Source organism: Pseudomonas sp. GL_093, from assembly GCF_057837605.1.
The window spans coordinates 5334598-5360164 of record NZ_CM174448.1; the positions used below are offsets into that span (position 1 = coordinate 5334598).

Annotated in this window: 23 protein-coding genes; 4 read left to right on the top strand and 19 right to left on the bottom strand. The window is 60.5% G+C overall.

Annotated elements, in window-relative coordinates; genetic code table 11:
* Positions 1 to 2: 2 nt before the first annotated feature.
* Together AC3IUE_RS24575 and rluC are read right to left on the bottom strand one after the other, a co-directional pair.
* A complete protein-coding gene (locus AC3IUE_RS24575; protein WP_134419081.1) occupies positions 3 to 665 on the bottom strand; it encodes an HAD-IA family hydrolase in 663 nt (220 codons plus the stop codon).
* Entirely contained in the window at positions 652 to 1614 is a 963-nt protein-coding gene (rluC, locus tag AC3IUE_RS24580; RefSeq protein ID WP_461999521.1) for a 23S rRNA pseudouridine(955/2504/2580) synthase RluC, read from the bottom strand. The genes AC3IUE_RS24575 and rluC overlap by 14 nt, the downstream gene beginning before the upstream one ends.
* Positions 1615 to 2314: 700 nt before the next feature.
* Here rluC and rne point away from each other — a divergent pair.
* Positions 2315 to 5524 (top strand): ribonuclease E, encoded by a 3210-nt coding sequence (gene rne / locus AC3IUE_RS24585; RefSeq protein WP_489264038.1) that lies wholly within the window; start codon positions 2315 to 2317, stop codon positions 5522 to 5524.
* Positions 5525 to 5705: 181 nt separating this feature from the next.
* On the opposite strand, the gene AC3IUE_RS24590 is transcribed toward rne, so the two are convergent.
* The 12 genes from AC3IUE_RS24590 to AC3IUE_RS24645 form a co-directional block, all read right to left on the bottom strand.
* A complete protein-coding gene (locus AC3IUE_RS24590) occupies positions 5706 to 6299 on the bottom strand; it encodes a nucleotidyltransferase family protein (protein WP_489264040.1) in 594 nt (197 codons plus the stop codon).
* Positions 6296 to 7279, bottom strand: a complete 984-nt coding sequence (locus AC3IUE_RS24595) for an XdhC family protein (protein WP_489264041.1) — start codon at positions 7277 to 7279, stop codon at positions 6296 to 6298. The genes AC3IUE_RS24590 and AC3IUE_RS24595 overlap by 4 nt, the downstream gene beginning before the upstream one ends.
* Positions 7279 to 9600: a xanthine dehydrogenase family protein molybdopterin-binding subunit gene (locus AC3IUE_RS24600; RefSeq protein ID WP_489264042.1), complete on the bottom strand. Its 2322-nt coding sequence runs from the start codon at positions 9598 to 9600 to the stop codon at positions 7279 to 7281. The genes AC3IUE_RS24595 and AC3IUE_RS24600 overlap by 1 nt, the downstream gene beginning before the upstream one ends.
* On the bottom strand, positions 9597 to 10070 hold the full coding sequence (locus AC3IUE_RS24605) for a (2Fe-2S)-binding protein (RefSeq protein WP_150657063.1): 474 nt from the start codon (positions 10068 to 10070) through the stop codon (positions 9597 to 9599). Before AC3IUE_RS24605 ends, AC3IUE_RS24600 begins: the two co-directional genes overlap by 4 nt.
* A gap of 246 nt (positions 10071 to 10316) precedes the next feature.
* Complete coding sequence (gene murB / locus AC3IUE_RS24610; protein WP_489264043.1) at positions 10317 to 11336, bottom strand: UDP-N-acetylmuramate dehydrogenase; 1020 nt, start codon at positions 11334 to 11336, stop codon at positions 10317 to 10319.
* The gene (locus AC3IUE_RS24615) at positions 11333 to 11797 is read right to left on the bottom strand and encodes a low molecular weight protein-tyrosine-phosphatase (RefSeq protein ID WP_489264044.1); all 465 of its coding nucleotides are present in this window, start codon (positions 11795 to 11797) and stop codon (positions 11333 to 11335) included. The genes murB and AC3IUE_RS24615 overlap by 4 nt, the downstream gene beginning before the upstream one ends.
* Entirely contained in the window at positions 11797 to 12561 is a 765-nt protein-coding gene (kdsB, locus tag AC3IUE_RS24620) for a 3-deoxy-manno-octulosonate cytidylyltransferase (protein ID WP_008152377.1), read from the bottom strand. Before kdsB ends, AC3IUE_RS24615 begins: the two co-directional genes overlap by 1 nt.
* Positions 12558 to 12743: a Trm112 family protein gene (locus AC3IUE_RS24625; RefSeq protein ID WP_007945752.1), complete on the bottom strand. Its 186-nt coding sequence runs from the start codon at positions 12741 to 12743 to the stop codon at positions 12558 to 12560. The genes kdsB and AC3IUE_RS24625 overlap by 4 nt, the downstream gene beginning before the upstream one ends.
* A gap of 25 nt (positions 12744 to 12768) precedes the next feature.
* Complete coding sequence (gene lpxK / locus AC3IUE_RS24630; protein ID WP_489264046.1) at positions 12769 to 13779, bottom strand: tetraacyldisaccharide 4'-kinase; 1011 nt, start codon at positions 13777 to 13779, stop codon at positions 12769 to 12771.
* Positions 13779 to 14210, bottom strand: coding sequence for an ExbD/TolR family protein (locus AC3IUE_RS24635; RefSeq protein ID WP_046049060.1), 432 nt, complete (start codon positions 14208 to 14210; stop codon positions 13779 to 13781). Before AC3IUE_RS24635 ends, lpxK begins: the two co-directional genes overlap by 1 nt.
* Entirely contained in the window at positions 14207 to 14842 is a 636-nt protein-coding gene (locus AC3IUE_RS24640; RefSeq protein WP_046049059.1) for a MotA/TolQ/ExbB proton channel family protein, read from the bottom strand. The genes AC3IUE_RS24635 and AC3IUE_RS24640 overlap by 4 nt, the downstream gene beginning before the upstream one ends.
* A 98-nt stretch (positions 14843 to 14940) precedes the next feature.
* Complete coding sequence (locus AC3IUE_RS24645) at positions 14941 to 17163, bottom strand: DNA internalization-related competence protein ComEC/Rec2 (RefSeq protein WP_489264047.1); 2223 nt, start codon at positions 17161 to 17163, stop codon at positions 14941 to 14943.
* Positions 17164 to 17298: 135 nt separating this feature from the next.
* On the opposite strand from AC3IUE_RS24645, the gene AC3IUE_RS24650 reads away from it, so the two are divergent.
* On the top strand, positions 17299 to 17817 hold the full coding sequence (locus tag AC3IUE_RS24650) for a DUF2062 domain-containing protein (protein ID WP_489264048.1): 519 nt from the start codon (positions 17299 to 17301) through the stop codon (positions 17815 to 17817).
* Between the two features lie 149 nt (positions 17818 to 17966).
* Here the strand turns inward: AC3IUE_RS24650 and AC3IUE_RS24655 are convergent, their stop codons facing one another.
* From AC3IUE_RS24655 to AC3IUE_RS24670, 4 genes are all read right to left on the bottom strand, one after another.
* On the bottom strand, positions 17967 to 18746 hold the full coding sequence (locus tag AC3IUE_RS24655) for an ABC transporter permease (protein ID WP_056742732.1): 780 nt from the start codon (positions 18744 to 18746) through the stop codon (positions 17967 to 17969).
* A complete protein-coding gene (locus AC3IUE_RS24660; protein ID WP_008152392.1) occupies positions 18743 to 19675 on the bottom strand; it encodes an ABC transporter ATP-binding protein in 933 nt (310 codons plus the stop codon). Before AC3IUE_RS24660 ends, AC3IUE_RS24655 begins: the two co-directional genes overlap by 4 nt.
* Before the next feature lie 133 nt (positions 19676 to 19808).
* Entirely contained in the window at positions 19809 to 20432 is a 624-nt protein-coding gene (locus tag AC3IUE_RS24665) for a glutathione S-transferase family protein (protein ID WP_150657071.1), read from the bottom strand.
* Positions 20433 to 20475: 43 nt separating this feature from the next.
* On the bottom strand, positions 20476 to 21135 hold the full coding sequence (locus AC3IUE_RS24670) for a transglutaminase-like domain-containing protein (RefSeq protein WP_489264050.1): 660 nt from the start codon (positions 21133 to 21135) through the stop codon (positions 20476 to 20478).
* A 249-nt stretch (positions 21136 to 21384) separates the two neighbouring features.
* On the opposite strand from AC3IUE_RS24670, the gene AC3IUE_RS24675 reads away from it, so the two are divergent.
* On the top strand, positions 21385 to 23832 hold the full coding sequence (locus AC3IUE_RS24675; protein WP_489264051.1) for an acyl-CoA dehydrogenase: 2448 nt from the start codon (positions 21385 to 21387) through the stop codon (positions 23830 to 23832).
* A gap of 83 nt (positions 23833 to 23915) precedes the next feature.
* A complete protein-coding gene (locus AC3IUE_RS24680; RefSeq protein ID WP_056742723.1) occupies positions 23916 to 24323 on the top strand; it encodes a PA2817 family protein in 408 nt (135 codons plus the stop codon).
* Between the two features lie 202 nt (positions 24324 to 24525).
* Here the strand turns inward: AC3IUE_RS24680 and AC3IUE_RS24685 are convergent, their stop codons facing one another.
* Positions 24526 to 25524, bottom strand: coding sequence for a LysR family transcriptional regulator (locus tag AC3IUE_RS24685; protein ID WP_489264052.1), 999 nt, complete (start codon positions 25522 to 25524; stop codon positions 24526 to 24528).
* Positions 25525 to 25567: the final 43 nt, after the last annotated feature.

Below are 25567 nucleotides of genomic sequence, written 5' to 3' on the forward strand. Positions count from 1 at the left end.
TATTAAGCCCGCTGACTCAGCCAGGCATGCAATTCTGAAAAACGATCAATGGCCAGCGCCGGCTCGAACAACTTCAACGCTTCGATCGATTGCGCGCCATAGCTGACGGCCACCGAATCCATGCCGGCGTTGCGCGCCATCTGCAAGTCAAAGGACGAATCGCCCACCATCAGCGCCTGCTCCGGGCGAACCTCGCAGTGAGCGAGGATCTGCTCGAGCATCAGCGGATGGGGTTTGCTGGCGGTTTCGTCGGCCGCGCGGGTGATGTCGAAATAATCTTCCCAGCCGTGAGACTTCAGCACCCGATCCAGCCCGCGACGGGCCTTGCCGGTCGCGACCGCCAAGTGATAACCCTCGGCGCGAAACGCTTCCATCGACTCGACCACACCTTCGAACAACGGCGAAGGCACAGCTTCCGAGGCGATGTAGTGATCAGCATAGTGCTGACGGAAGGCTACCAATTCGTCGTCGCCGATTTCCGGATACAACGTGCGAATCGCTTCCGGTAGACCCAGACCGATGATGCCTTTGACAGCAAAATCATCGCGCAACTGAAATCCGGATCGCTCGGACGCGACATGCATCGACTCGACAATCCGACCAATGGAGTCGGCGAGAGTGCCGTCCCAATCGAAAATCAGCAGCTTGTAATCAGATGGGTGCACTCAGGCGCTCCACGGTTTTGGCCCACATCTCGTCGACCGGCGCCTGCAACTTCAGCTCACCACCATCCGGCAGCGGAACGGTCAGCATGTAGGCGTGCAGGAACAGGCGCTTTCCGCCTAAGTCACGAATCTCTTTGCTGAAGGCTTCATCGCCGTACTTGGTGTCACCGGCAATGCAATGCCCGGCATGGAGGGTATGGACGCGGATCTGGTGAGTCCGGCCAGTAATCGGTTTGGCTTCGATCAGGGTGGCAAAGTCGCCAAAACGACGCAGGACCTTGAACACGGTCACGGACTCCTTGCCCTCCTCCTCGTCGACCTCGACCATGCGCTCGCCGGAGCGCAGGTTGCTCTTACCCAGCGACGCCCGGACTTGCTTGATCGAGGCCGCCCAGTTGCCGCGGACCAGCGCCATGTAGCGCTTATCGACGCCATCGCCGCGCAATGCCGTGTGCAAGTGGCGCAGCATGCTGCGCTTCTTGGCGATCATCAGCAGGCCGGAGGTGTCACGGTCGAGACGGTGAACCAGTTCAAGCTCCTTGCAATCGGGACGCAACTGACGAAAGGCTTCGATCACCCCGTAAGTCAGGCCGCTGCCGCCATGAACCGCGATGCCGCAAGGCTTGTTGATCACGATCAATGCCTTGTCTTCGAAGACAATCGAGGCTTCGAGACGCTGGAGCAAGCCTTGGGCCAGCGGTACCGGCTCGTCGCGCTCGGGCACGCGAACCGGCGGTACGCGCACGATATCGCCCGCCTGCAGCTTGTATTCGGGCTTGATCCGACCTTTGTTCACTCGCACTTCGCCTTTGCGCAAAATGCGGTAAATCAAGGTCTTGGGCACGCCTTTGAGCCGAGCGAGAAGGAAGTTATCAATACGTTGGCCGGCATATTCCGGCGAGACCTCCAGCAGTTGTACGGCTGGGGTCGAAGGGGCAGTAGTCGTCATGGCGCGGATGATAACAATTTTTTATGGAATTGAAGCACTTAATCATTGCTGCTATAGTCGCGAACGCCGCCAAAAGTGGCCTGGACAGCGGACTAACGGTCAAAAACCGGCCCTGACCAACGCAATTCACGAGGACGAGAGGCCGTCCTACGGCGCTTTCGCTACGAAACGGTAGAGTTTGCAGTTGTAACGAGCGCAGGTGACATGAGGCCTGAAGCATGCCGCAAAGCAGAGTTTTCACTCGCCTTGCGAGCAAATATTCACGGCCAGTTCACAAAGTGCAGTCAGCTACGAACAACCCCGAGCGAACGCTTCGGAAACAACGCCTAAATTAGCCATGATGCGTGACCTCCCCTTTCGGAGCTCACGGTAAATGCCAACCCGCTGCGGATTCTGCGCGCGGCAGCACCCGAATTATCAGGGATACGTGTAGGGTGGAGATGCACAACCGCTGGACTGTGTAGCAATAGGCTTTATCAAGACGCTTCATCTCGTCCACAGCCGCTGGTTGATTCCTCCTCCTGACTGAGTGCTTAAGTAGCCACAGCAAGCAGGACGCGTACGTCGCGACGCTGGCCCAATTGGTCGGGGTTCGCTAGACACTGGAGTGTCCAACCACTCCTGACGCACCTGACACCGACCATGAGAAGTCGTGTGTGCCGAACGCCGTTTCCGGCAGCCCGGAAACCGACGGTACTACATGAAAAGAATGCTGATTAACGCAACTCAACCCGAAGAGTTGCGTGTTGCACTGGTAGATGGCCAGCGCCTCTACGACCTGGACATCGAATCCGGTGCACGCGAGCAGAAAAAGGCCAACATCTATAAAGGCCGGATTACTCGCATCGAACCAAGCCTTGAGGCTGCCTTTGTCGATTTCGGCTCTGAGCGCCACGGCTTCCTGCCCCTCAAAGAAATCTCCCGCGAATACTTCAAGAAAGCCCCCGAAGGCCGCGTCAACATCAAGGACGTCCTGAGCGAAGGCCAGGAAGTCATCGTTCAGGTCGAAAAAGAAGAACGTGGCAACAAGGGCGCAGCCCTGACCACCTTCATCAGCCTGGCCGGTCGTTACCTGGTTCTGATGCCGAACAACCCGCGTGCCGGCGGTATCTCCCGTCGCATCGAAGGTGAAGAGCGCAACGAACTGCGTGAAGCCCTGAACGGCCTGGTTGCCCCAGCCGACATGGGCCTGATCGTTCGCACTGCCGGCCTGGGCCGCAGCAGCGAAGAAATGCAGTGGGACCTCGACTACCTGCTGCAACTCTGGACCGCTATCAAAGAAGCCTCGCTGGATCGCTCCGCGCCGTTCCTGATCTACCAGGAAAGCAACGTGATCATCCGCGCCATCCGCGATTACCTGCGCCAGGACATCGGCGAAGTGCTGATCGACAGCGTTGAAGCCCAGGACGAAGCCCTGACCTTCATCCGCCAGGTGATGCCGCAGTACGCCAGCAAGATCAAGCTGTACGAAGACAGCGTTCCGCTGTTCAACCGTTTCCAGATCGAAAGCCAGATCGAGACCGCTTTCCAGCGCGTCGTTGAACTGCCTTCCGGCGGCTCCATCGTTATCGATCCGACCGAAGCCCTGGTGTCCATCGACATCAACTCGGCGCGCGCCACCAAAGGCAGCGACATCGAAGAAACCGCTCTGCAGACCAACCTTGAAGCCGCCGAAGAAATCGCCCGTCAGTTGCGCCTGCGCGACATCGGCGGCCTGATCGTCATCGACTTCATCGACATGACCCCTGCCAAGAACCAGCGCGCCGTGGAAGAGAAAGTCCGCGAATGCCTGGAAGCCGACCGCGCTCGTGTGCAAGTCGGTCGCATCTCGCGCTTCGGCCTGCTGGAAATGTCCCGTCAGCGCCTGCGTCCATCGCTGGGCGAAAGCAGCGGCATCGTTTGCCCGCGTTGCAACGGCACCGGCATCATCCGTGACGTTGAATCGCTGTCGCTGGCGATCCTGCGCCTGATCGAAGAAGAAGCCCTGAAAGACCGCACTGCCGAAGTTCGCGCCCAAGTGCCGATCCCGGTCGCCGCGTTCCTGCTCAACGAAAAACGCAACTCGATCACCAAGATAGAACTGCGCACCCGTGCCCGCATCGTCATTCTGCCGAACGATCACCTCGAAACACCGCACTTCGAAGTGCAGCGTTTGCGCGATGACAGCCCGGAAGCCGCAGTCGGCCAGTCCAGCTACGAAATCGCTGCTGCCGCTGCCGAAGTCGAAGAAGTTCAGCCTGCCGCTGCGACCCGCACCCTGGTTCGCCAGGAAGCCGCGGTCAAGACAGCTCCGGCCCGCGCCAACGCTCCGGTTCCGACCGAAGTCGTTGCCGCTCCGGTTGCCGCACCTGCCGCCGTCGCGCCGGAGCCAAGCCTGTTCAAGGGCCTGGTGAAGTCGCTGGTCAGCCTGTTCGCGACCAAAGAAGAGCCTGCTGCTCCGGTTGTGGTTGAAAAACCGGCGACCACCGAGCGTCCGGCCCGCAACGAAGAGCGTCGCAACGGTCGTCAGCAGAGCCGCAACCGTAACGGTCGCCGCGATGAAGAACGCAAGCCTCGTGAGGAACGTGCACCGCGTGAAGAGCGCGCACCACGTGAGCCACGCGAAGCCCGCGAAGAAACTCCGGCAGTAGCAGTCGCCCGCGAAGAACGTGCTCCACGTGAAGAGCGCGCACCACGTGCCCCTCGTGAAGAACGTGCACCGCGCGCTCCTCGTGAAGATCGCAAGCCACGTGGCGATCGTGAAGAGCGTCCGGTTCGTGAACTGCGCGAGCCTCTGGATGCTGCTCCGGCCGCTGCTGCTACTGCTACTGCTACTGCTGAAGAGCGTCCAGCTCGCCAGCCACGTGAAGAACGTGCTCCGCGCCCACCGCGTGAAGAACGCCAGCCACGTGCCGAGCAAGCTGCTGCCGCAGTCGCTGAAGAAGAGCTGGTGACCAACGAAGAGCAACTGCAGGAAGACGGTCAGGAAGGCGCCGAAGGCGATCGTCCACGCCGCCGCTCCCGTGGCCAGCGTCGTCGCAGCAACCGTCGTGAGCGTCAGCGCGATGCCAACGGTAATGTGATCGAAGGTTCGGAAGAGTCCGAGTCCGGCGAAGGTAACGAAGCTGCCGAAACCAACGAAGCGCCAAGCGCTGCCGATCTGGCCGCCGGCCTGGCTGTTACCGCAGCCGTTGCCAGCACCGTGATCAGCGCTCCAGCCGAAGCACAGGCTAACGAGCAAGCCGAACGCGCGACTGCCGCCACCCTGGAAACCGCTCCAGTGGAAGCGCCAGTGGTTGAAGCAACGACTCCGGTCGAAGCCACCGCTGCTCCGGAAATCGAAGTAGCCCCGGTTCGTGAAGCACAGCCTGTCGTTGAAGCTGCCGCTGAGCCAGTGGTTGCCGCAGAACCGGTTGTCGAAACAGCCTCCGAAACAGTGACCGAAGCTGTCCGTGAAGTTCGCGAAGAGCAAACCGCGTTCAACTGGGTTGCCGAGCCAGCCGCCGCCGAAGCGCCAGTAGCCGAGGCCATGGTGTCCGAGCCAGTGGTTGCTGCTGCCGAGCCTGCTCCGGTGGTTGAAGCGCCGGTTGTTGCCGAAGTGGCCGCACCGGAAGTCGAAGCCGCCCCTGTCAGCGCCCTGACGCCGAGTGGCCGTGCGCCGAACGATCCACGTGAAGTGCGTCGTCGCAAGCGTGAAGAGGAGCGTCTGCAGAAGGAAGCCGAACTGGCTGCCACTGCTGCTCCGGTTGCTGTCGAACCAGCACCGGTTGTCGCTGAAGTCGTCGAGGCAGCACCTGCCCCGGTTGCTGAAGTCGCTGCTGCCGAACCCGCTGAATCGGTGATCGACGAAGCACCGCGCTCCGTTCAGGAAGCGGTAGAGCAACACGAGCAAGCCCTGGAAAAAGAACACGAGCCTAAACCTCTCGTCTGATTCCATCGGCCACTAAAAAGCCCCGCCTGGTGATCCAGGCGGGGCTTTTTTATGCCTGCGGTTCTGTGCTGATCGTTCCCACGCTCCGCGTGGGAATGCAGCCCGGGACGCTCCGCGTCCCTCTCGAGAGCTGGAACGCGGAGCGTCCCTTGAGGCATTCCCACGCAGAGCGTGGGAACGATCATTGCGGGTAAATCAATTTCTCTGGCACATCCACATCCCACAACACCCCGGGATCGTCCACGACCACCTCGACCACCCTCGCCTGCGCAAACAACGCCTTGGCCCCTCGATCACCGGACAACGCCATCAACGCCGGACCAAAACTGCGCCCAAATCCCACCGGATGCCCAAACTCACCTTGATGCACCGGAACACTGACGGCGTCATCAGCAATCTCCGCCACCACACGTTCAATACTCGACGGCAAGATAAACGGCATATCCCCCAGCACAATCAGCCAGCCGCCGAGCTGCGGACACGCCGCCACCCCCGCCGCGATGCTGTCGCCCATGCCGGTCGATTCGGTCAGCACAATCTCGCAGCCATAAGCCTTGGCCATGCGAATCACTTGCGGTCGATCCACAGTGGTCACCAGGACGCGCTTCTCAAGGGAGGCCGGCAAATTCACCAGCACTTGCTCGATCATCGAATGAACAGCACCCTCGCGCCCCGTGCAATCCGCCACCAGCTTGTCCCTCTCGGCACCGGCCACCTGTCGAAACCGACTGCCCAGCCCCGCTGCCAGCACGATGACGCCGATGGGCTCGCTCATACCACCTCCTGCAACAGCTTCTTCTGCTTCAATTCGACGCCGTTTTTGATCGCCACGATTTCGGCCAGCAGCGACAAGGCGATTTCCGCCGGTGTGTGGCTGCCAATGTGCAAACCGATCGGGCCGTGCAGCCGAGAGATAGCCTCTTGTGACAAGCCTAACTGAGCCAGATTGTCCCGGCGCTTGAGGCTATTGACCCGCGAACCCAGCGCACCGACATAAAACGCCTTGGAGTCCAGCGCCGTGAGCAGCGCCATGTCATCGAGTCGAGGATCGTGGGTCAGCGCGACGATGGCCGTACGCTCGTCAGTCTGGATGCTGAGCACCGCGTCATCGGGCATGCCCGAAACAAATCGCCCGTGCTGCTCTTCCCAGCCGTAAACGAACTCGGTGCGCGGATCGCAGATCAGCACTTCGAAATCCAGCAGCCGCGCCATCTCGGCGACATAACGGGACAACTGCCCCGCACCGATCAGGAGCAACCGCCAACGTGGGCCGTAAATGGCTCGCAACGTCTTGCCATCGAACGTCAGGACATCCGTCTTGTCAGCCGGTTGCAGCATGACTTCACCCGTCTCGACACTGAGTGAGCGAGCCACGATTTCATGCGCCTCGCAGCGCGCCAGCAACTCGGCGACCCAAGCCGGATCGCCGACGCGTTCCTCGGTCAGGCGCAAGGTCCCACCGCACGGCAAACCGAAGCGTGCCGCCTCCTCGCGGGTGACGCCGTAAGTGATCAATTGCACCGGCGGCCCATCGGCTGGAATACGACCGTCGTGCAGCCGGGCAATCAAATCGTCCTCGACACACCCGCCGGACACCGAGCCAATCACCACGCCATCTTCACGCAAGGCCAGCATTGCGCCAGGTGCTCGCGGCGCGGTGCCCCAGGTCTGGACCACGCTGTACAACACCACCCGCTGACCGGCGCGGCGCCATTCGAGCACGCTGCGCAGGACGTTCAGATCGACGCTGTCCATCAGGCTTGCGCCTTCTGCCAACCTTGCAGCTGATAGCGAACCGGCAGGTCCCGGATGCGCTTGCCGGTGGCGGCAAAGATTGCGTTGCACAGTGCCGGCGCAATCGGAGGCACGCCTGGTTCACCGACACCGCCCAGTGGCACATTGCCTGGCGGCGTGACCAGATGAACCGCAACTTCCTTCGGCGCCAGCGACATGCGCGCCACTTCGTACATATGGAAGTTGTCCTGCTGGACCTTGCCGTCCTTGAAGCTGATTTCCCCCAGCACCGCGTTGCCCAGGCCCATGACACAGGCACCTTCGAACTGCGCGCGAATCCGCTCGGGGTTGATCTGCGGACCGCAATCCACCGCGATGTCGGCCTTGTGCACGATCAGCGTGCCGTCGTCTTTGACTTCGACCTCGATCACCGCCGCCACATAGGTCACGAAACTGTAATGCACCGCCAGCCCCAGGCCTCGGCCCTTGGGCAACTCGCGGCCCCAACCGGCGGCTTTGGCGGCGGTTTCCAGCACCGTGCGCATCCGCGCCGTGTCGATCGGATAACGCTCGGGGGATTCGCCGTAGTTCCACTCTTCACTCAAGGTGCGCGGATCGATCTGCCGGTCCGGGCCGAGCAACTTGATCTGGTACTTGAGCGGATCCTGACCGGCCTTGTGCGCCAGCTCATCGACAAAGCTCTGAATCGCAAACCCGTGAGGAATGTTCGACACCGAGCGATACCAGCCGACGCGTGTGTGAATCGCCGCTTCCGGGTTTTCCAGGCGCACGTTGGGGATCGCGTAAGCCATGTTGGTGAAGCCCATGCCCAGCTCGAAGGCCGCCTCGTGGTTCATGCCCGGCGCAAACAACGCGGTGATGCTTGGCGCCACGGTGCGGTGCAACCAGCCGGACGGCAGGCCGTCCTTGTTCAGGCTGGCTTTCAGGTACTCGGCCGACACCGTGTGGAAATAGGAGCAGTGGATGTCATCCTCACGGGTCCATTGCACCCGCACCGCCTTGCCGGGGAATTCCTTGGCAAGAATGGCGGCCTCGATGATGAAGTCCGGTTTGGATTTACGACCGAAACCGCCGCCCAGCAACGTGACGTTAAAGGTGACGTTATCGAACGGAATGCCGAGGCGTTCGCCAATTCGTTCGCGGGAGACTTGGGGCGCCTGGCTTGGGGCCCAGGCTTCGCACACACCGTCCTTGAAGCGGGCGACGGCAACCATCGGTTCCATCGGCGCCTGCGTGAGGTGCGGCAGGTAATAGGACGCTTCCAGGGTGCTGTCGGCGCTGCCCATGGCCTCGTCGATGTTGCCGGTATTGCGCACCACTTTGCCGGGTTTGAGGGATGCAGCCTCAATTTCCTTGCGGTAAGCGATCGAGTCATAACTGGCGTTGGGGCCATCATCCCACTCGATTTTCAGCGCTTCGCGGCCCTTGATCGCCGCCCAGGTATTGCTGGCCACCACGGCCACGCCGCCCAACGGCTGAAACTCCGACGGCAGCGGATGACCTTCGATCTGCACGACCTTGATCACGCCCGGGACTTTCATCGCGGCGCTGGAGTCGACGGACTTGACCTTGCCGCCGTACACCGCAGGGCGCGCAATGGTGGCGTAGAGCATGCCGTCGAAATGTACGTCTGCACCGTAAATGGCGCGGCCATTGACGATGTCGGCACCGTCGATAGCCTTGGTGCCTTCCTTGCCGATATAGCGGAATTCCGACGGTTGCTTGAGCCGCAAGCTGTCACGCGCGGGCACTGCCAACGCACCGGCCGCGGCGGCCAAAGCGCCGTAACCGAGCTCACGCCCGGTCGGTTGGTGAATGACTTTATGCAGTTGCGCGCGGCATTCGCTGACCGGCACTTTCCACTGCTCGGCAGCGGCTTGTTCAAGCATGGTCCGCGCGGCAGCACCGCAGCGACGCATCGGCTCGTACCAGTGGCGCATGCTGCGCGAGCCATCGGTGTCCTGGTTGCCGAAGCGCACTTCGTCGCCCGGCGCCTGTTGCACCTTCATCATCGCCCAATCGGCTTCCAGCTCATCAGCCACCACCATCGTCAGGCTGGTGCGCACACCCTGGCCCATTTCCGAACGGTTGCAGACCACGGTCACCGTGCCGTCAGCGGCGATGCTGACGTAAACCTTCGGATCATCGATCCAGCCGTTGGGCATGCCATCAGCGCCGAATTTCTTCTCTTTCTCGGCAGCGAAAGCGTCTTGCCAGCCCCAACTCGCCACCAAAACCAACGCACTGGTGGCGCCAACGCCTTTGAGGAAACCGCGACGACTGAGGTTGCTCAGCGCGAAATCATTCGGTAACTGGCTCATGCCTTGGCCTCCTTCAGGTGAGTGGATGCCTGGCGGATGGCGGTCTTGATGCGGTTGTACGTGCCGCAGCGGCAAATGTTGCCGACCATCGCCTCTTCGATCTGTTCGTCGCTGGGGTTCGGGTTGGTCTTGAGCAGCGCTGTCGCCGACATGATCTGCCCGCCCTGGCAGAAACCGCACTGGGCCACGGCAGTGTCGAGCCAGGCTTGCTGGACGACTTGCCCGATCGGGTCGTTGTGCAATTCGTCGATGGTGGTGACGTTCTGCCCGTTCACGGAACTGATCGGCGTGATGCACGCCCGCGCAGGCTGGCCGTCGATATGAATCGTACAGGCACCGCACAGCCCCATGCCGCAACCGAATTTCGTGCCTGGATGGCCGCCCGCTACATCGCGAATAGCCCACAGCAGCGGCATCTCGTCCGGCACATCCATTTTGTAGTCTTGACCGTTAAGCTTCAGGGTATTCATGGGCACGCCCGCATAGTTATTGGTTATGGGGTCGAGCAATCTGCCGCCAGTGGGGTTGGCGGTTGGCATCACGCAGATCGGCTCAGGCTAATGAGGCTCTCTTATGCGGACGATAGCGCCTGCATCGGGCCTTTGGTGGAGCAAACGTTTGCATCGTTAGGTGGCTAAGTTAACCCAGCATTAACAAAAAAGCCCTGCACCGTTAAACGTGTGCAGGGCTTTGAGATCAGTCTTGAAAGCGTAGCCTCAATACCGATTGGGCTCCATTTCCAGGTCGACATGGAAACGCTCTGAAATGTCTTTCTGGATGCGTTGTGCCAGGTTCAGCAATTGCAGACCGGTCGCGTTGCCATAGTTGACCAGCACCAGCGCCTGTAATTTATGCACACCGGCATCGGCGTCACGGAAACCTTTCCAGCCGGCCCGTTCAATCAGCCAGCCCGCCGCCAGTTTCATCTGCCCGTCGGGTTGCGCGTAGGCCACCAGATCCGGGTATTCACCTTTGAGTTGTGCAACAAGCGCCGCTGGCACCAAAGGATTCTTGAAGAAGCTGCCGGCATTGCCGAGCACTGCCGGGTCTGGAAGCTTTTCGTTGCGGATGCTGCAAATCGCCTGGCTGACATCGGTGGCGGTCGGGTGATCGATACCTTGCTCGGTCAAGCGCTGGCGCACCGGGCCGTATTCCAGATGCAGGTGCGCGGCGCGGTCCAGGATGAACCGAACCCGCAGGATCAACCAACGCCCCGGTTCCTGCTTGAACAGGCTGTCGCGGTAGGCGAAGTTGCATTCTTCCAGGGTGAAGTCCCGCAGGTTGCCGGTCTGGCGATCCAGCGCAGTCAGGCCGGCGAATACGTCTTTGATCTCCACACCATAGGCGCCGATGTTCTGCATCGGTGCCGCGCCGACGGTGCCGGGAATCAGACTGAGGTTTTCCAGGCCCGACAAACCCTGCGCCAAGGTGTGCTGCACGAACGGATGCCAAGGCTCGCCGGCCTCGGCTTCGATCACGACTTTGCTGCCGTCATCGCTCAGGATGCGAATCCCGCGCGTGGCCATGCGCAGCACCAGCGACTGGATATCGGCCGTCAGCAGCAGATTGCTGCCACCGCCAATCACCAGCAGCGGCACATCATGTTGCACCGCATAAGCCAGGGCTTCACGCACGTCGGCATCGTTATGGGCCTCGGCAAACAGCCGGGCCTGAACATCGACACCAAAGGTGTTGAACGGTTTGAGCGAAACCTGGGCGCGCACCTGCAAACTCATAACCGTCCCTTCAATTCGATCACCAGCAAATCACTGGCGCGCTCGATCAGGTCCAGCACCTGCTCGAAGCCTTGGTCGCCGTCGTAATACGGATCCGGCACTTCATCCATTTCCGACTGGTAGCGACGCAGGAACAGGTCCAGCTCGGCCTTGCCCTTGGCCGGTTGCAGGGCCTTGAGGTTGCGCAGGTTGCTGTGGTCCATCGCCAGAATCAGGTCGTAGGTGGCGAAATCGGCGCGGGACACTTGCTGGGCGCGCTGAGCGGACAGGTCATAACCGCGCAGCTTGGCCGCCGCCTGACTGCGCTTGTCCGGGGCCTTGCCGACGTGCCAGTCACCGGTGCCAGCGGAGGCCACTTCGATTTGATCGGCCAGCCCCGCTTCGCGCAGTTTGTGTCGTAGCACGCCTTCGGCCGTCGGAGAACGGCAGATGTTGCCCAGGCAGACAAACAAAACCCGCATCAGGCCTCCAGCAGGCGACGAACGCGCTCAAGGTCTTCGACAGTATCGACGCCGGTCGGCGGTGCGATCAGCGCGTCGGCAACGTGAATCCGCACGCCGTGCCACAGGGCACGCAGCTGTTCCAGGGATTCGGTGTTTTCCAGCCAGCACGGGCCCCAGCTGACGAAGTCATGCAGGAAACCGGCGCGGTAGGCATAGATGCCAATGTGCCGACGATATGGCACGCCTTCCGGCAATTGCTCGCGGCTTTTGGCGAACGCGTCCCGGGCCCACGGCAACGTGGCGCGACTGAAGGTCAACGCCAGGCCATTAAGGTCGCTGACAACCTTGACCACGTTGGGATTGAACAGGGTTTCCACGTCTTCGATCGGCTCGGCCAATGTGGCCATGCGCGCTTCGGTGTGGGCGGCCAGGTTGGCGGCAACCTGATCGATCACGCTTGGCGGGATCAACGGTTCGTCACCCTGGACGTTGACCACAATGGCGTCGGGCGCCAGGCCCAGCTTCGCGGCGACTTCGGCCAAACGGTCGGTGCCCGAATTGTGATCTTCGCGGGTCAGCACCACTTCAGCGCCAAACCCTTTGCAGGCCTCGACGATGCGCGCATCGTCCGTGGCGACTACCACCCGTTGAGCGCTGCTTTTACTCGCCTGTTCCCAGACGTGCTGGATCATCGGCTTGCCGGCGATCAGCAGCAGCGGTTTGCCCGGCAATCGGGTGGAGGCGTAACGCGATGGAATGACAACGGTAAAGGCTGTGGTCATTTATCCAGACGCTCGTCGGTGGTCAGGGTGCGGGCTTCGGTTTCGAGCATCACCGGGATGCCGTCGCGAATCGGGTAAGCCAGGCCTGCGCCCTTGCTGATCAGCTCGGTTTTGTCGGCACTGAGCTTGAGCGGGCCTTTGCAGACCGGGCAAGCGAGGATATCGAGCAATTTGGTGTCCATGAGCATTCCCTGGATAAAAACGGATTTAAGGCAAAAGACGAGCCGGCAACAGGCGCATCAGCTGCGTATCGAACCAGGCCACGAAGGCCGGCGATGGCGCAGCATCGACCGCCAGGTACCACCAATCGGCGGCGGCGAAGGCACGGCACTTCACCGCGTCCTTTTCGGTCATCACCAACGGCAATGACGGTGTGAAATTCAAGGCCTGCACGCTGTATTCGGCGTGGTCGGCAAACGCATGCGGCACTGGCTGCCAGTGTAGCGTTTCGAGGGTTGTGAAGAAACGCTGCGGATTGCCGATCCCGGCCACGGCGTGCAGCGCCTGGCCCGCGGGAAAGTGGTCGAGGGGACGCCGTTCGCCGCTTTGCAGATTGATCAATTCGGTAGGTTGAAGCTGGAAGGCAAAACCGCCGTCGCGATCGGCATCGGCACCGTTGTAGAGCACCGCGTCGACGCTTTGCAGGCGCTCGGCCGGCTCACGCAACGGCCCGGCGGGTAGGCAGCGCTGGTTGCCCAAACCTCGAGCGGCGTCGATCAGCACCAGTTCAAGGTCGCGGGCCAATCGGTAATGCTGCATGCCGTCGTCGGACAGGATCAGGTCCAGTGGCTCACTCGCCAGCAGGGCTTTGACGGCGCTGCTGCGGTCGGGGTCGATCATTAACGGAACGCCGGTACGCTGGACGATCAACAGCGGTTCGTCGCCTGCGATCTCGGCGCTTTGATCCGCCTCCACCCGCCAAGGCAGTTGCGGCGGTTTGGCGCCGTAACCCCGGCTAACCACACCGACCCGCAAGCCGCTGCGCTGGCAGTGCTGGATCATCCACAGAATCAGCGGCGTCTTGCCGGTGCCGCCGACGGTAATGTTACCGACTACGATCAGCGGCACCGGCGGTTGATAGATCTCGCCCTCGCCCGCCAGAAAACGCTTGCGCTTGTTCATGACCACGCGCCGATACAGCCACTCCAGCGGCTGTAACAGCTTCAGGGCCGGATGACCTTGGTACCACGCGGCGAGCAAGCGATCGGACATGGCCATCAGGGCGCGGGCGGCGCCGCCTCGACAGTGGTCATGCGCAGGTGGCTAAAACCGAGTTTACCGGCGGCGTCCATGGCGGTGATGACGGACTGATGCTGAGTCTTGCCGTCGGCACTGATGGACAGCGGCAGGTTGGTGTCGCCACTGGATTCTTTCTGCAGCGCGTCCATCAGGGTGGCCAGATCGTTCTTCGACAACAATTGGTTGTTCACCGAAAACACGCCCTCGGCGCTGATGGCAACGTCCAGATGCTTGACCTGCTGGTCTTCGGCAGGCGAACCGCTGACCGCTTCCGGCAGATCGACGCGCAACTGGGTTTCACGGGTAAACGTGGTGGTGACAACGAAAAACAGCAGCAGGATGAACACTACGTCGATCAGCGACGCGAGGTTGATGTCCACATTCTCCCGTTGCTTGCGGCGGAATTTCACGCTTTGCCCCCATTCAGGTCAACATCACGATCGCCCTGTACCACTTCGACCAGTTTGATTGCTTCCTGCTCCATGCCCACCACCAGTTCATCGATCCGGCGTTGCAGGAAACGGTGGAAGAACACCGACGGGATACCGACCATCAGGCCTGCGGCTGTGGTTATCAGCGCCTTGGAGATACCACCGGCCAACACGGCGGCATTGGTGGTCATGCCCGAGCCCATGAATGCGCTGAAGATATCGATCATGCCCAACACCGTCCCCAACAGACCCAGCAACGGGGCCATGGCGGCGATAGTGCCCAGCGCATTGATGTAGCGTTCGAGCTCGTGAATAACCCGCGCTGCGGCTTCTTCAATGCACTCTTTCATGATCTCGCGACCATGCCTGGAGTTGGCCAGGCCGGCAGCCAGGATCTCGCCCAACGGCGAGTTGGCGCGCAGTTCCTTGAGTTTGTCTTTATTGAGTTGTTTGTCCTTGATCCAGACCCAGACCTGCCCGAGCAAATGCTCCGGGGTCACACGGCTGGCTCGCAGGGTCCAGAGACGTTCGGCGACGATCGCCATGGCTGCAATGGAACTCAGAATGATCGGTATCATCATCCATCCGCCGGATTTGACCAATTCCCACACAGTGACAGTCCCCTCGAAAAAGTGCGCCACTCTAACATAGGGGGTGAGCGCACCGAAGACCGTGATGTCGCATCCAGTCGGTCTTTAATCACTCCGGGCTACTGCGCAGAGCGCCAGAAACGCCGTTCTTGACGCATCGTCCATGGCGGCTTGAAGCGTCCCAGTTGCAGACGGATGGCACCCTGTTCGGCGCTGTCATGGATCGATATGCCGCGCTTTCGATAGCGCGCCATGATCGTGGGATGAGGATGACCGAATGAATTTCCCTGACCGCGGGAGATCAACACCGCCTGGGGCTGCAACGCGGCAAGCAACGCCATTGATGACGAACTGCGACTGCCATGGTGCGGCGCCTGCAACCAATCGGTGGTGACGGCCAGTGGACTGTCGAGCAGCGCCCGCTCCGCTGCGGCATCTATATCACCGGTCAATAACAGACGTTCACCGTTGGCTTCGATTTGCAGAACGCAGGATTTTTGATTGCTGTCGCGGGCCGAAGACCATTGCCAGAGCTGGAACCTCACATCATCCCAGACCCATTGCTTGCCGCTCTCGCAGCCTTCTGCCTGCAACTCGGCCGGCAGCGCCAGGGGATCGCCACTGACCACCCGTTTCACCGGCAGGCCATTGGCAACGGCCCGGGCGCCGCCCGCGTGATCGGCGTCGGCATGGCTGATCAGCATCAAATCGAGTCCCTCCACGCCCAGTTTGCGTAATGTCGGTAGCACCACCCGCTCGCCCAGGTCGAAATCGCCGAAACGTGGCCCGGTGTCATACAACAGTGTGTGATGACGGGTGCGCACCAGGATGGCCAAACCCTGGCCGACATCCAGCTGCCAGACTTCCGCGATGCCTTCAGGCAAGACCTGCCGGGGTGGAAAGACCAGCAACAGCAGCATCGGCCAACCCAACGAGCGAAACGGCACACCCCGAGGCATTAATAGTAGAAAGGCACCGAGTGCTCCCAGTGCCCATACCCACAACGGGATAGCCACCGGCACCCACGCGGGTAAATACCCGGCCATCAGCGTCAGGCCCTTGAACAAAAGGTCGATCAAACCTCCTGCCAACCACAGCAACCCTTCGCCCACGTAAGGAAGGGGTAAAAACAACGTACCCAGCAATGCCGGAGGCAGCACGACCAGACTGATCCACGGCACCGCGAGCAAATTGGCCACCGGCCCGCTGAGACTGATCGGCAACCCGAGCACCAGCAGCAACGGGCACAGACCGATCGCGATCAGCCATTGGGCGCGGGTCCACGTTTGCCACCAACGCCATGGGCCCAGCCGACCACCGAAGGTGAAGATCAACACCGCCACCGCCGCGAACGACAGCCAGAAACCCGGTTGCAGGCTCGCCAGCGGATCCAGCAGCAAAACACCGTCGAGCGCCAGCAACAGCGGCCACCAGGCGCCGAGGTGACGAAATCGCAGGCGCCACAACAGCACCAGGCCGATCATCACACAGGCCCGCCGCACCGGCACCTCGAAACCGGCCAGCAGCCCGTAACCGAGAGCGGCCGCGAACGCCAGTCCACAGGCCCACGGCAGCCAAGGCAAGCGTTTCGGCCACAGGCCATAACGGGCCAGCCCGGCGATCAACAGATACACCAGCCCTGCCAACAAACCGACGTGTTGGCCGGAAATCACCAACAGATGGACGGTGCCGGTGTCTTGCAGCACCTGCCAGTCTTCGCGACTCAGTCCGGCGCCATCCCCCAGCACCAACGCCGTCAGCGCACCCGTTCGCCCCTGGGCATCCACGGCCTGCAAGCGCTGACGGATGCCGTCGCGCCAGGCCCATTGGGCTTCCTTGAGCCGCTCGCCAGCCTTGACTGTCCCGGTAGCGCCGATACGTTGCGCCAACAGCCAGGCGTCGTAATCGAAGGCATGGGGATTGAGCAGCCCCGCAGGACGCTTCAACTTGACCGCCAGTCGCCACTGTTCGCCGCTGTTGACCGGCGGCCCGTCATACCAGGCCAGGCGCAGCAGTTTCGGCACCTTGCCATGTCGCGACCGGGCGTCCGCCAACTCGAAACGCACGACGGCCTCATTGTTCTGGGGCAATCCCGTCACCCGACCTTCGACCCAACGGGTTTCGCCATCGAGGCTCATCGGCAGCCGATCATCCAGCGCCCACTGTGCATTCGCGCCTGCCCAACTGAAGCCGAACAGGAAAAATGCCAATGGATAGCTACGAAACGGCAGCAACATCAAACCGATTACCGGCAGCAACATCCATAACCAGACCGGCGGTAATACCGGTAAAAAACGCAGGATCAACAGACCCAACGCCAGCGCCATCATCCCTGTGCGCATACGCCCGTCCTTGAGAGTCCCCTCCTAGGCATAGCCGGCTAATCGCACAGGCATCGTTATTAATTGTCACAAAGTCTGAATGGGCGGTGCATAGAATCCAGACATACTTGCCGCCTTAACCGACCGAGAAGCCTTATGCCCCGGCGCTTATTCAAACGTTACATGCCAGACCCGATCAGCATCAGGGAACACAAGTCCTTACGCTTTCTCGGCACCCTGCTGCATGACCCGAACCTCTGGCACCTCAACCGCCATTCCGTCGCACGGGCCATGGCGGTGGGTCTGTTCGCGGCGTTCCTGCCGATTCCGCTGCAGATGCTGGTCGCCGCCATTCTCGCCATCATGGTGCGCGGCAACATGCCGATTGCGGTCAGCCTGGTCTGGTTGACCAACCCGATCACCATGCCGGCGGTGTTCTTCTGCACTTACCAGACCGGTGCCTGGCTGATGGACGTTCCTACCCGCCATTTGCCGGACGAGCTGACCTGGGAATGGATCAGCGGGGAACTCTCGACGCTTTGGCAGCCGTTTTTACTCGGCTCGGTGGTGACGGGGCTGGTGCTCGGCGCACTCGCCTATTGCCTGACCATGATGTACTGGCGTTGGTGGGTCGGGCGGCAGTGGAAGCGGCGCAAGAAAAACCGGATGCAGTAAACGCAAAACGGCCTCCACAGTGGGAGGCCGTTCTTTTTGCAGTGTCTGGGCTGACGCCATCGCGAGCAGGCTCGCTCCCACAGGGGATCCAGTGTGGGAGCGAGCCGGCTCCGGGCGGCGTTCCGACGAAGAAGGCGACTCAGTCTTCCTTACGTGCGCATCCCGCGACCACTGACCAGCAGCCGTGCGCAACCGATGTACAACACCACGGTCGCCACCAGCATGAAGGTGATCGCCACGCTGATCCTGATGTCCGAAACGCCAAGAATGCCGTAACGGAAGGCGTTGACCATGTGCAGCACCGGGTTGGCCAGGGACACGGTCTGCCAGAACGGTGGCAGCAAGGAGATCGAGTAGAACACCCCGCCCAGGTAGGTCAGCGGTGTCAGCACAAACGTCGGGATGATCGAGATGTCATCGAAGTTGCGCGCAAACACGGCGTTGATGAAGCCCAGCAGCGAGAAGATCGTCGCCGTCAGCACCACCACCAGAATGGTCACGCCCAGGTGATGCACCTGCAATTGGGTGAAGAACAGCGACAGCATGGTCACGATGACCCCGACCATCAGGCCGCGCAGCACGCCGCCGAGGGTGTAGCCGATCAGAATCGTATGCGGCGACACGGGCGACACCATCAATTCTTCGATGGAGCGCTGGAACTTGCTGCCGAAGAAACTCGAGACCACGTTGCCGTAGGAGTTGGTGATCACCGACATCATGATCAGCCCTGGCACGATGTACTCCATGTAGGTGAAGCCACCCATGTCACCAATCTGCCGGCCGATCAGATTGCCGAAGATCACGAAGTACAGAACCATGGTGATGGCCGGCGGCAGCAGCGTCTGCGGCCAGATCCGGGTAAAGCGTTTGACCTCTCGGTAAACGATGGTGTTGAGGGCAACGAGGTTGGGTTGCAGCTCGGAACTCATACCGCCACCTTCGACAGATTTTTCTCCACCAGGGACACGAACAACTCCTCGAGGCGATTGGTTTTGTTACGCAGGCTCAACACTTCGATGTTCTGCTGCGCCAATTGGGTGAACAGAGCGGTGATGCCCATGGCCTTGTCGACCTGAACTTCAAGGGTGTGGCTGTCGAGCAGCTTGGTCGGGTAACCGAGCAACTGCGGCGCGGTTTGCACAGTGTTCTTGAGGTCGAGCAGGAACGTTTCCACATGCAGTTGGCCGAGCAACTGTTTCATGCTGGTGTTCTCGACGATGGTGCCGTGGTCGATGATGCCGATGTTGCGGCACAACTGCTCAGCCTCTTCCAGGTAGTGGGTGGTGAGGATGATGGTGATGCCTTTCTTGTTCAGCTCGGTGAGGAACGTCCACATCGAGCGACGCAGTTCGATGTCCACCCCCGCCGTCGGTTCGTCGAGGATCAGCAGGCGCGGTTCGTGAACCAGCGCACGGGCGATCATCAGTCGACGTTTCATGCCGCCGGACAGTGAACGCGACGGCGTATCGCGCTTGTCCCACAGGCCCAGTTGGGTCAGGTACTGCTCGGCGCGTTCCTTGGCGATTTTCGGCGGGATGCCGTAATAACCGGCCTGGGTCACAACGATGTCGAAGGTTTTTTCGAACTGGTTGAAGTTGAATTCCTGAGGCACCACGCCGATGGAGCGCTTGAGCTGCGCAGGATTCTTGTCCAGGTCGTGACCGAAGATATTCACCGTCCCGCTGGTCTTGTTCACCAGGGTCGAGAGAATGCCGATGGTCGTGGATTTGCCGGCGCCGTTAGGGCCGAGCAAGGCGAAAAAGTCACCTTCGGCGACGTCCAGATCGATACCACTCAGGGCCTGGAAACCGTTGCCGTAGGTTTTGGTTAGCTGCCGGATGGACAGAGCGGAACTCATATCGGATTTACGCACCAAGAAGGGAAGAAAGGGACATTTAAGGGCGGGCGGCGACTAATACAACCGCGGCGCACGAGCGCAATGGTGCTTGTCGCCGCCACACAAGTACAGTCAAGTGTGTCGATAGTGAGTATTAAGTCAACGCGGTCATAACCGCTTTCTGATACGCCGGACGCTGTTTCAGACGTGCATACCAGGCTTGCAGATGAGGCTGCGGCGCGCGCTCGATTGGCATCTCGAACCAAGCATAAATGAAGCTGCCCAGAGGAATGTCGCCCATGCCGATCTCATCGCCGGACAGGTACGGTTGGGTCGCCAGCGCCTGATCGGCCATGGACAGCAGGCCATCGCACTCCTTGATCGCGGCGTTGATTGCCGGCCAGTCCTGTTGACCTTCCGGCGTACGCAACACGCCCCAGAACACCGTGCGGAAGGGGCCGGCAAAACTTGAAGTGGTCCAGTCCATCCACTTGTCGGCAGAAGCCCGGGCCTGCAGATCCTCTGGATACCAGGCGGTGCCGTTGGCGTGGCGAGCCATCAGGTAACGCACGATGGTGTTGGATTCCCACAGCACGAAACCATCGTCTTCAATCACTGGCACGCGGCCATTGGGGTTCATCGCGCGGTACTGCGGCGTATCGACTACACCAAAGGCGCCGCCGGCGTCGATGGCTTCATAAGCCAGGCCCAGCTCCTCGGCGGCCCACAACGGTTTTCTGACATTCGACGAGTTTTTCCGACCCCAGATCTTCAGCATGACCGCCTCTTTATGGATGAATGCGCAGGCAGCATACGCCGGATCAGGCGCGACTCAAATCGCTCTGCATGTCACCCAGCAGCGCGGGCAGTGTGTCGCTGAACAGATGCGGATAGCACTTCTCGAGGTGCTCGAAAAAGAACGCTTCAGGCACGTCGGTGAACTGGCCATGGTCGATCAGGTATTCCATCAATTGCTCGCCGTCGCGATTGAACGGATGGAAAACGCTGTCGTTGATGCCGTCGAATTCCAGTGGTGCGACATTGAACAATTCGCACAAGCCTTGGTTGAAGGCTGGCGTGGCTTTGACCCAACGGCCGTTCAGATACAGCTCCGTATAGCCGTGCATGGCGAACACGTCACTCTTGAGCAACTCGTGCAACCGCGGCGTCGACAAATGATTGCGCACGTCCGCCAGACCGATCCGCGCGGGAATCCCGCAATGCCGGGCCGCACCTGCCAGCAGCGTGGCTTTGGGCACGCAATAACTCTCCCCCGCTGCCAACGCATAACTGCCGCGCAAGGTATTTGGGTCGCGACTGAAGGTGTAAGGGTTGTAACGCACGGCTTCGCGCACGGCGTAATAGAGATTGATCGCCTGCTCTAGAGGATCGCGACAGCTGCCGCGATGTTTTTCGGCGAACTCCACCACCGACGGGTGGTCACTATCGATGAAGCGGCCGGGACTCAGATACTCGTGCATGAGAACAATCTCCTGGGGAAGCCACGAGTCTAGCGACACGTTCAGCACAGAGATAACGACGTTTCGGCCAAACATGGACGCTTTGCCGCCCGCCCAACGAACGATTTCCTAGGTCTGTTGCCCACCGGGCCTACAAAACTCATCCATGGTTTCCCACGAATTCAATCACATCGCTCTGACCACCCTGTTTTGCGGATGCCGTCTAAGCTCTGAAAGTTGGTTTTGCCCTGGTTTCACGGAGGATTAAATATGCTGCTGTTGTGGATACTGGTTCTGGTTGTCGGGATTGCTTATTTAGCCCACCGTCGTGTCGCGCCGCTGCCCGCCCTGTGCATCGTTGCCGTTTACGTGGTGGCGATGGGCGCTTTCAGCCGCGCGCCAGGCTGGCTGTTGCTGATTTTCTGGGTGTTGATCGCGGCGGTGGCTGCGCCATTGTTGTTGCCCGACCTGCGCCGCAAATTTTTCAGCGCGCCGCTGTTCAGCTGGTTCCAGAAAACCCTGCCGCCAATGTCGGAAACCGAACGAGACGCCATTGAAGCCGGCACCGTGTGGTGGGACGGCGAACTGTTCAGCGGTCGCCCGGACTGGAACAAACTGCTGTCCTATCCAAAAGTACAGTTGAGCGAAGAAGAACAGGCCTTCATCGACGGCCCGACCGAAGTACTCTGCTCCATGGTCAGCGACTGGCAGCTCGGTCAAACCATGGACTTGCCGGCCGAAGCCTGGGCTTACATCAAGGAACAAGGTTTCTTCGCCCTGATCATTCCCAAAGAGTTTGGCGGCAAGGGTTTCTCGGCCTATGCCCACTCTCAAGTGGCGATGAAACTGGCGAGCCACAGCGGCGATCTCGCGTCCACCGTGATGGTCCCCAACTCCCTCGGCCCGGCCGAACTGTTGCTGCATTACGGCACTGACGAACAACGCAACCATTACCTGCCACGACTGGCGCGCGGTGACGACATCCCGTGCTTCGCATTAACCGGGCCACTGGCCGGTTCCGACGCTGGAGGCATGCCCGACACCGGGGTCATCTGCAAAGGTGAATGGGAAGGCAAGGAAACCTTGGGCCTGCGCCTGAACTGGGAAAAGCGTTACATCACACTGGGTCCTGTCGCCACCCTTCTCGGCCTCGCGTTCAAGGCCTATGACCCGGATCACTTACTGGGAGAGGAGGAAGACCTGGGCATCAGTCTGGCACTGATTCCAACCGATATCGCCGGTGTGGAAATCGGTCGTCGCCACCTGCCCCTGGGTGCGGCGTTCATGAATGGTCCGAACTCCGGCAAGGATGTGTTCGTGCCGTTGGAGTTCCTCATCGGCGGCCAGGAAATGCTCGGCAAGGGCTGGATGATGCTGATGAATTGCCTGTCGGTCGGGCGTTCCATTTCCCTGCCGGCGGTGGGCACCGGTATGGCCAAGTTCACCAGCCTGGTGACAGGCCAGTACGCCCAGATTCGCGAGCAGTTCAATGTGCCGATTGCGGCTTTCGAAGGCATTCAGGAAGCCATGGCGCGCATCGGCGGCAACGCCTGGATGATGGATGCCGCGCGGATGCTGACCGCCAACGCTGTGGATCTCGGCGAGAAACCGTCGGTGCTGTCGGCGATTCTCAAATACCACCTCACCGAACGCGGCCGCGAATGCATCAGCCAGGCGATGGATGTGCATGGCGGCAAAGCGATCATCATGGGGCCGAACAACTACCTCGGTCGCAAATGGAACGGCGCGCCGATTTTCATCACCGTGGAAGGTGCGAACATTCTCTCGCGCAACCTGATGATCTTCGGTCAGGGTGCGATTCGCTGCCATCCCTTCGTACTTAAGGAAATGGCCCTCGCCGGTCGTGAAGACAAGGATCAGGCCCTCACCGAATTTGATGGCCTGCTGCTCAAGCACATCGGTTTCGCCGTGAGTAACGCCGCCAGCACGCTGGTGCTGAACCTTGGTTTCGGTCACTTCGAACACGCGCCAGGCGACAAGCTCAGCCAAGGCTACTTCCGCGCCCTCAACCGCCAGGCTGCTGCGTTCGCCATGCTCGCTGACCTGAGCATGATGCTGCTGGGTGGCGAATTGAAACGACGCGAACGTCTGTCGGCGCGTCTTGGGGATGTGCTCAGCAACATGTACCTCGCCTCCGCCGCGCTCAAGCGTTACCACGACCTCGATTCACCGGAGCACATGGCACCGCTGTTTACCTGGGCCATGGAAGAAAGCCTGGGTCAGTCGGAACGAGCGCTGGATGAACTGCTGACCAACTTCCCGAACAAGGTGTTGGGTTGCCTGTTGCGGGTGATCGTGTTCCCGTTCGGTCGTCGTCACAAAGGGCCATCAGACAAACTCGGCGCCGAAGTGGCGGCGGTGATCGGCCGCGCCAAGGGCGATCCGACCCTGGAAGAGTTGCTCGGCGGTTGCTACCGACCGCAATCCACTGATGATCCGGTCGGCGCTCTGCAACATGCGTGTAACCTGCTGAGTGCCGCGCAACCGTTGCGCAAAAAGCTTCATATCGCACTCAAAAGCGGTCAGGTCAAACCGGTCGCAGGGGAACACGTCATCGATGCAGCGCTTGAGGCTGGTGTGTTGCAGCCTGGGGAAGCGCAGACCCTGCGTAACGCCGAAGCGGCGCGGCGCAAGGTGATTGATGTCGATGATTTCGACAAAAAGGAGCTGGCGCTGGGCAAAGGAAAGGTCCGCTGATCCATCCTGCGTCCTCCACCATGTAAAAAAGGGCGCGGGCGCTTTATACTCCCGCGCCCGTTTTGCTCTTGAGGACTTATCTCGTGTCCAATGTCGTTGCCGATCATCTTGTCTTGCTCGACCACCTGCGCAGCATCCTGGTCGCCGTAGGTGAGGCCGAACAGGTTCCCGAAGAAAGCCATGCCTTGTTCCTGGAGCGCTTCGACGAACTGCGTGCGTTGCTGCCGGTCGACCCGATCGAAAGCCAATACCTGGGCCAGGACATTCTGTGCCAGGTGATTACCCGCTACCCGCAAATCGTTCACCTGGTCCCGCGCGACCTGCTGTGGTACTTCGCCGGTGACTGCCTGCATTACATGCCCGACGATGAAATCGACTTGTATCAGGCGCTGGAAGAACGTCGTTTCGAAGCTGAACAAAACGACGAGCCGTTCGACTGGAACCAGGAAAAACAGCTGCTGGCGATGTCGAAAGACGACAGCAAGCACTGATCCTCGGTCAGAAATGCAAAAGGCCCGCATGGTTAAACATGCGGGCCTTTTTTTGGCATTGCCGAAAGATGTGGTGGCTGGGCTGACGCCATCGTCGGAACGCCGCCCGGACCAAGCTCGCTCCCACATTTTGATCTACGGCGTACTCAAATCAAATGTGGGAGTGAGCTTGCTCCGGGCGGCGTTCCGACGATGAGGCCCGTCAAAGCAACCCATCACTCTCGGGCAACTCATACTGCGCAGCGACTTTTCCCAAAGCACTGGGCTTGCCCGGCTTGCTCAGGGTCGGCTCCTTTTCCAGGCACTCCACCAGATAGTCGATCAACACCCGCAACTTCGGTGGCAGATAACGGGTCGGCGAATGCAGCAGCCAGGCACCGCCGTGGTAAGACGCCAGGAAGGTCCAGTCGGGCAACACCTGCACGATCAGCCCCTGCTCCAGCGCATAACGTGCGGTGAAGTACGGCAGGCTGCCAATTCCGATGTGCTGCAACACTGCGCCCAACCGTACGCCGGTGTGATTGGCCGCATAACGTCCGCGCACGCCAACGGTGACAGCCTTGCTGCCTTTCTTGAATTTCCAGCGTGCATCGCTCGGCGTTTCGCCCAGATAGATGCAGCTGTGGTTGAGCAAGTCGTGAGGGTGGGTCGGTGTGCCGTGTTCGGCCAGGTATTGCGGCGTTGCACAGAGCAAATGATCGATGGTCAGCAATTGCCGACCGACCAGTCCAGCGGGTGGCCGATCAGTAATGCGAATCGCCAGATCAACGTTGTCGTCGATCAAATCCACCTGGCGGTCCTCAAGCAACAGCTCCACATCCACTTTGGGATAACGCCGCAGAAATTCCGGCATATGCGGATGAATCACGAACCGCCCCACTGCCTTCGGCACACTGACGCGCACCAGTCCTTCCGCTTCATGGGTGAACTGACCGCTGATTTCCATCACCGACTTGGCTGCGCTGACCATCTCCTGGCAACGCTTGAACACCTCTTCGCCACCGTCGCTCAAGCGCAACTTGCGCGTGGTTCGCTGCAGCAAACGGGTGGCGAGTGCCTTCTCCAGACGCGAAATGCTGCGACTGACTGCCGAGGGTGAAGAACCCAACTGGCGAGCAGCCTCGGAGAAACTGCCGGTCTCGACAACCTTGACGAAGATCGCCATTTCACCGAGCAGCGGAAGTGGAAGATTTATGCTCACAGCGCAACAGTCCTTTGATGTTTGAACGGATTATCACGCAATT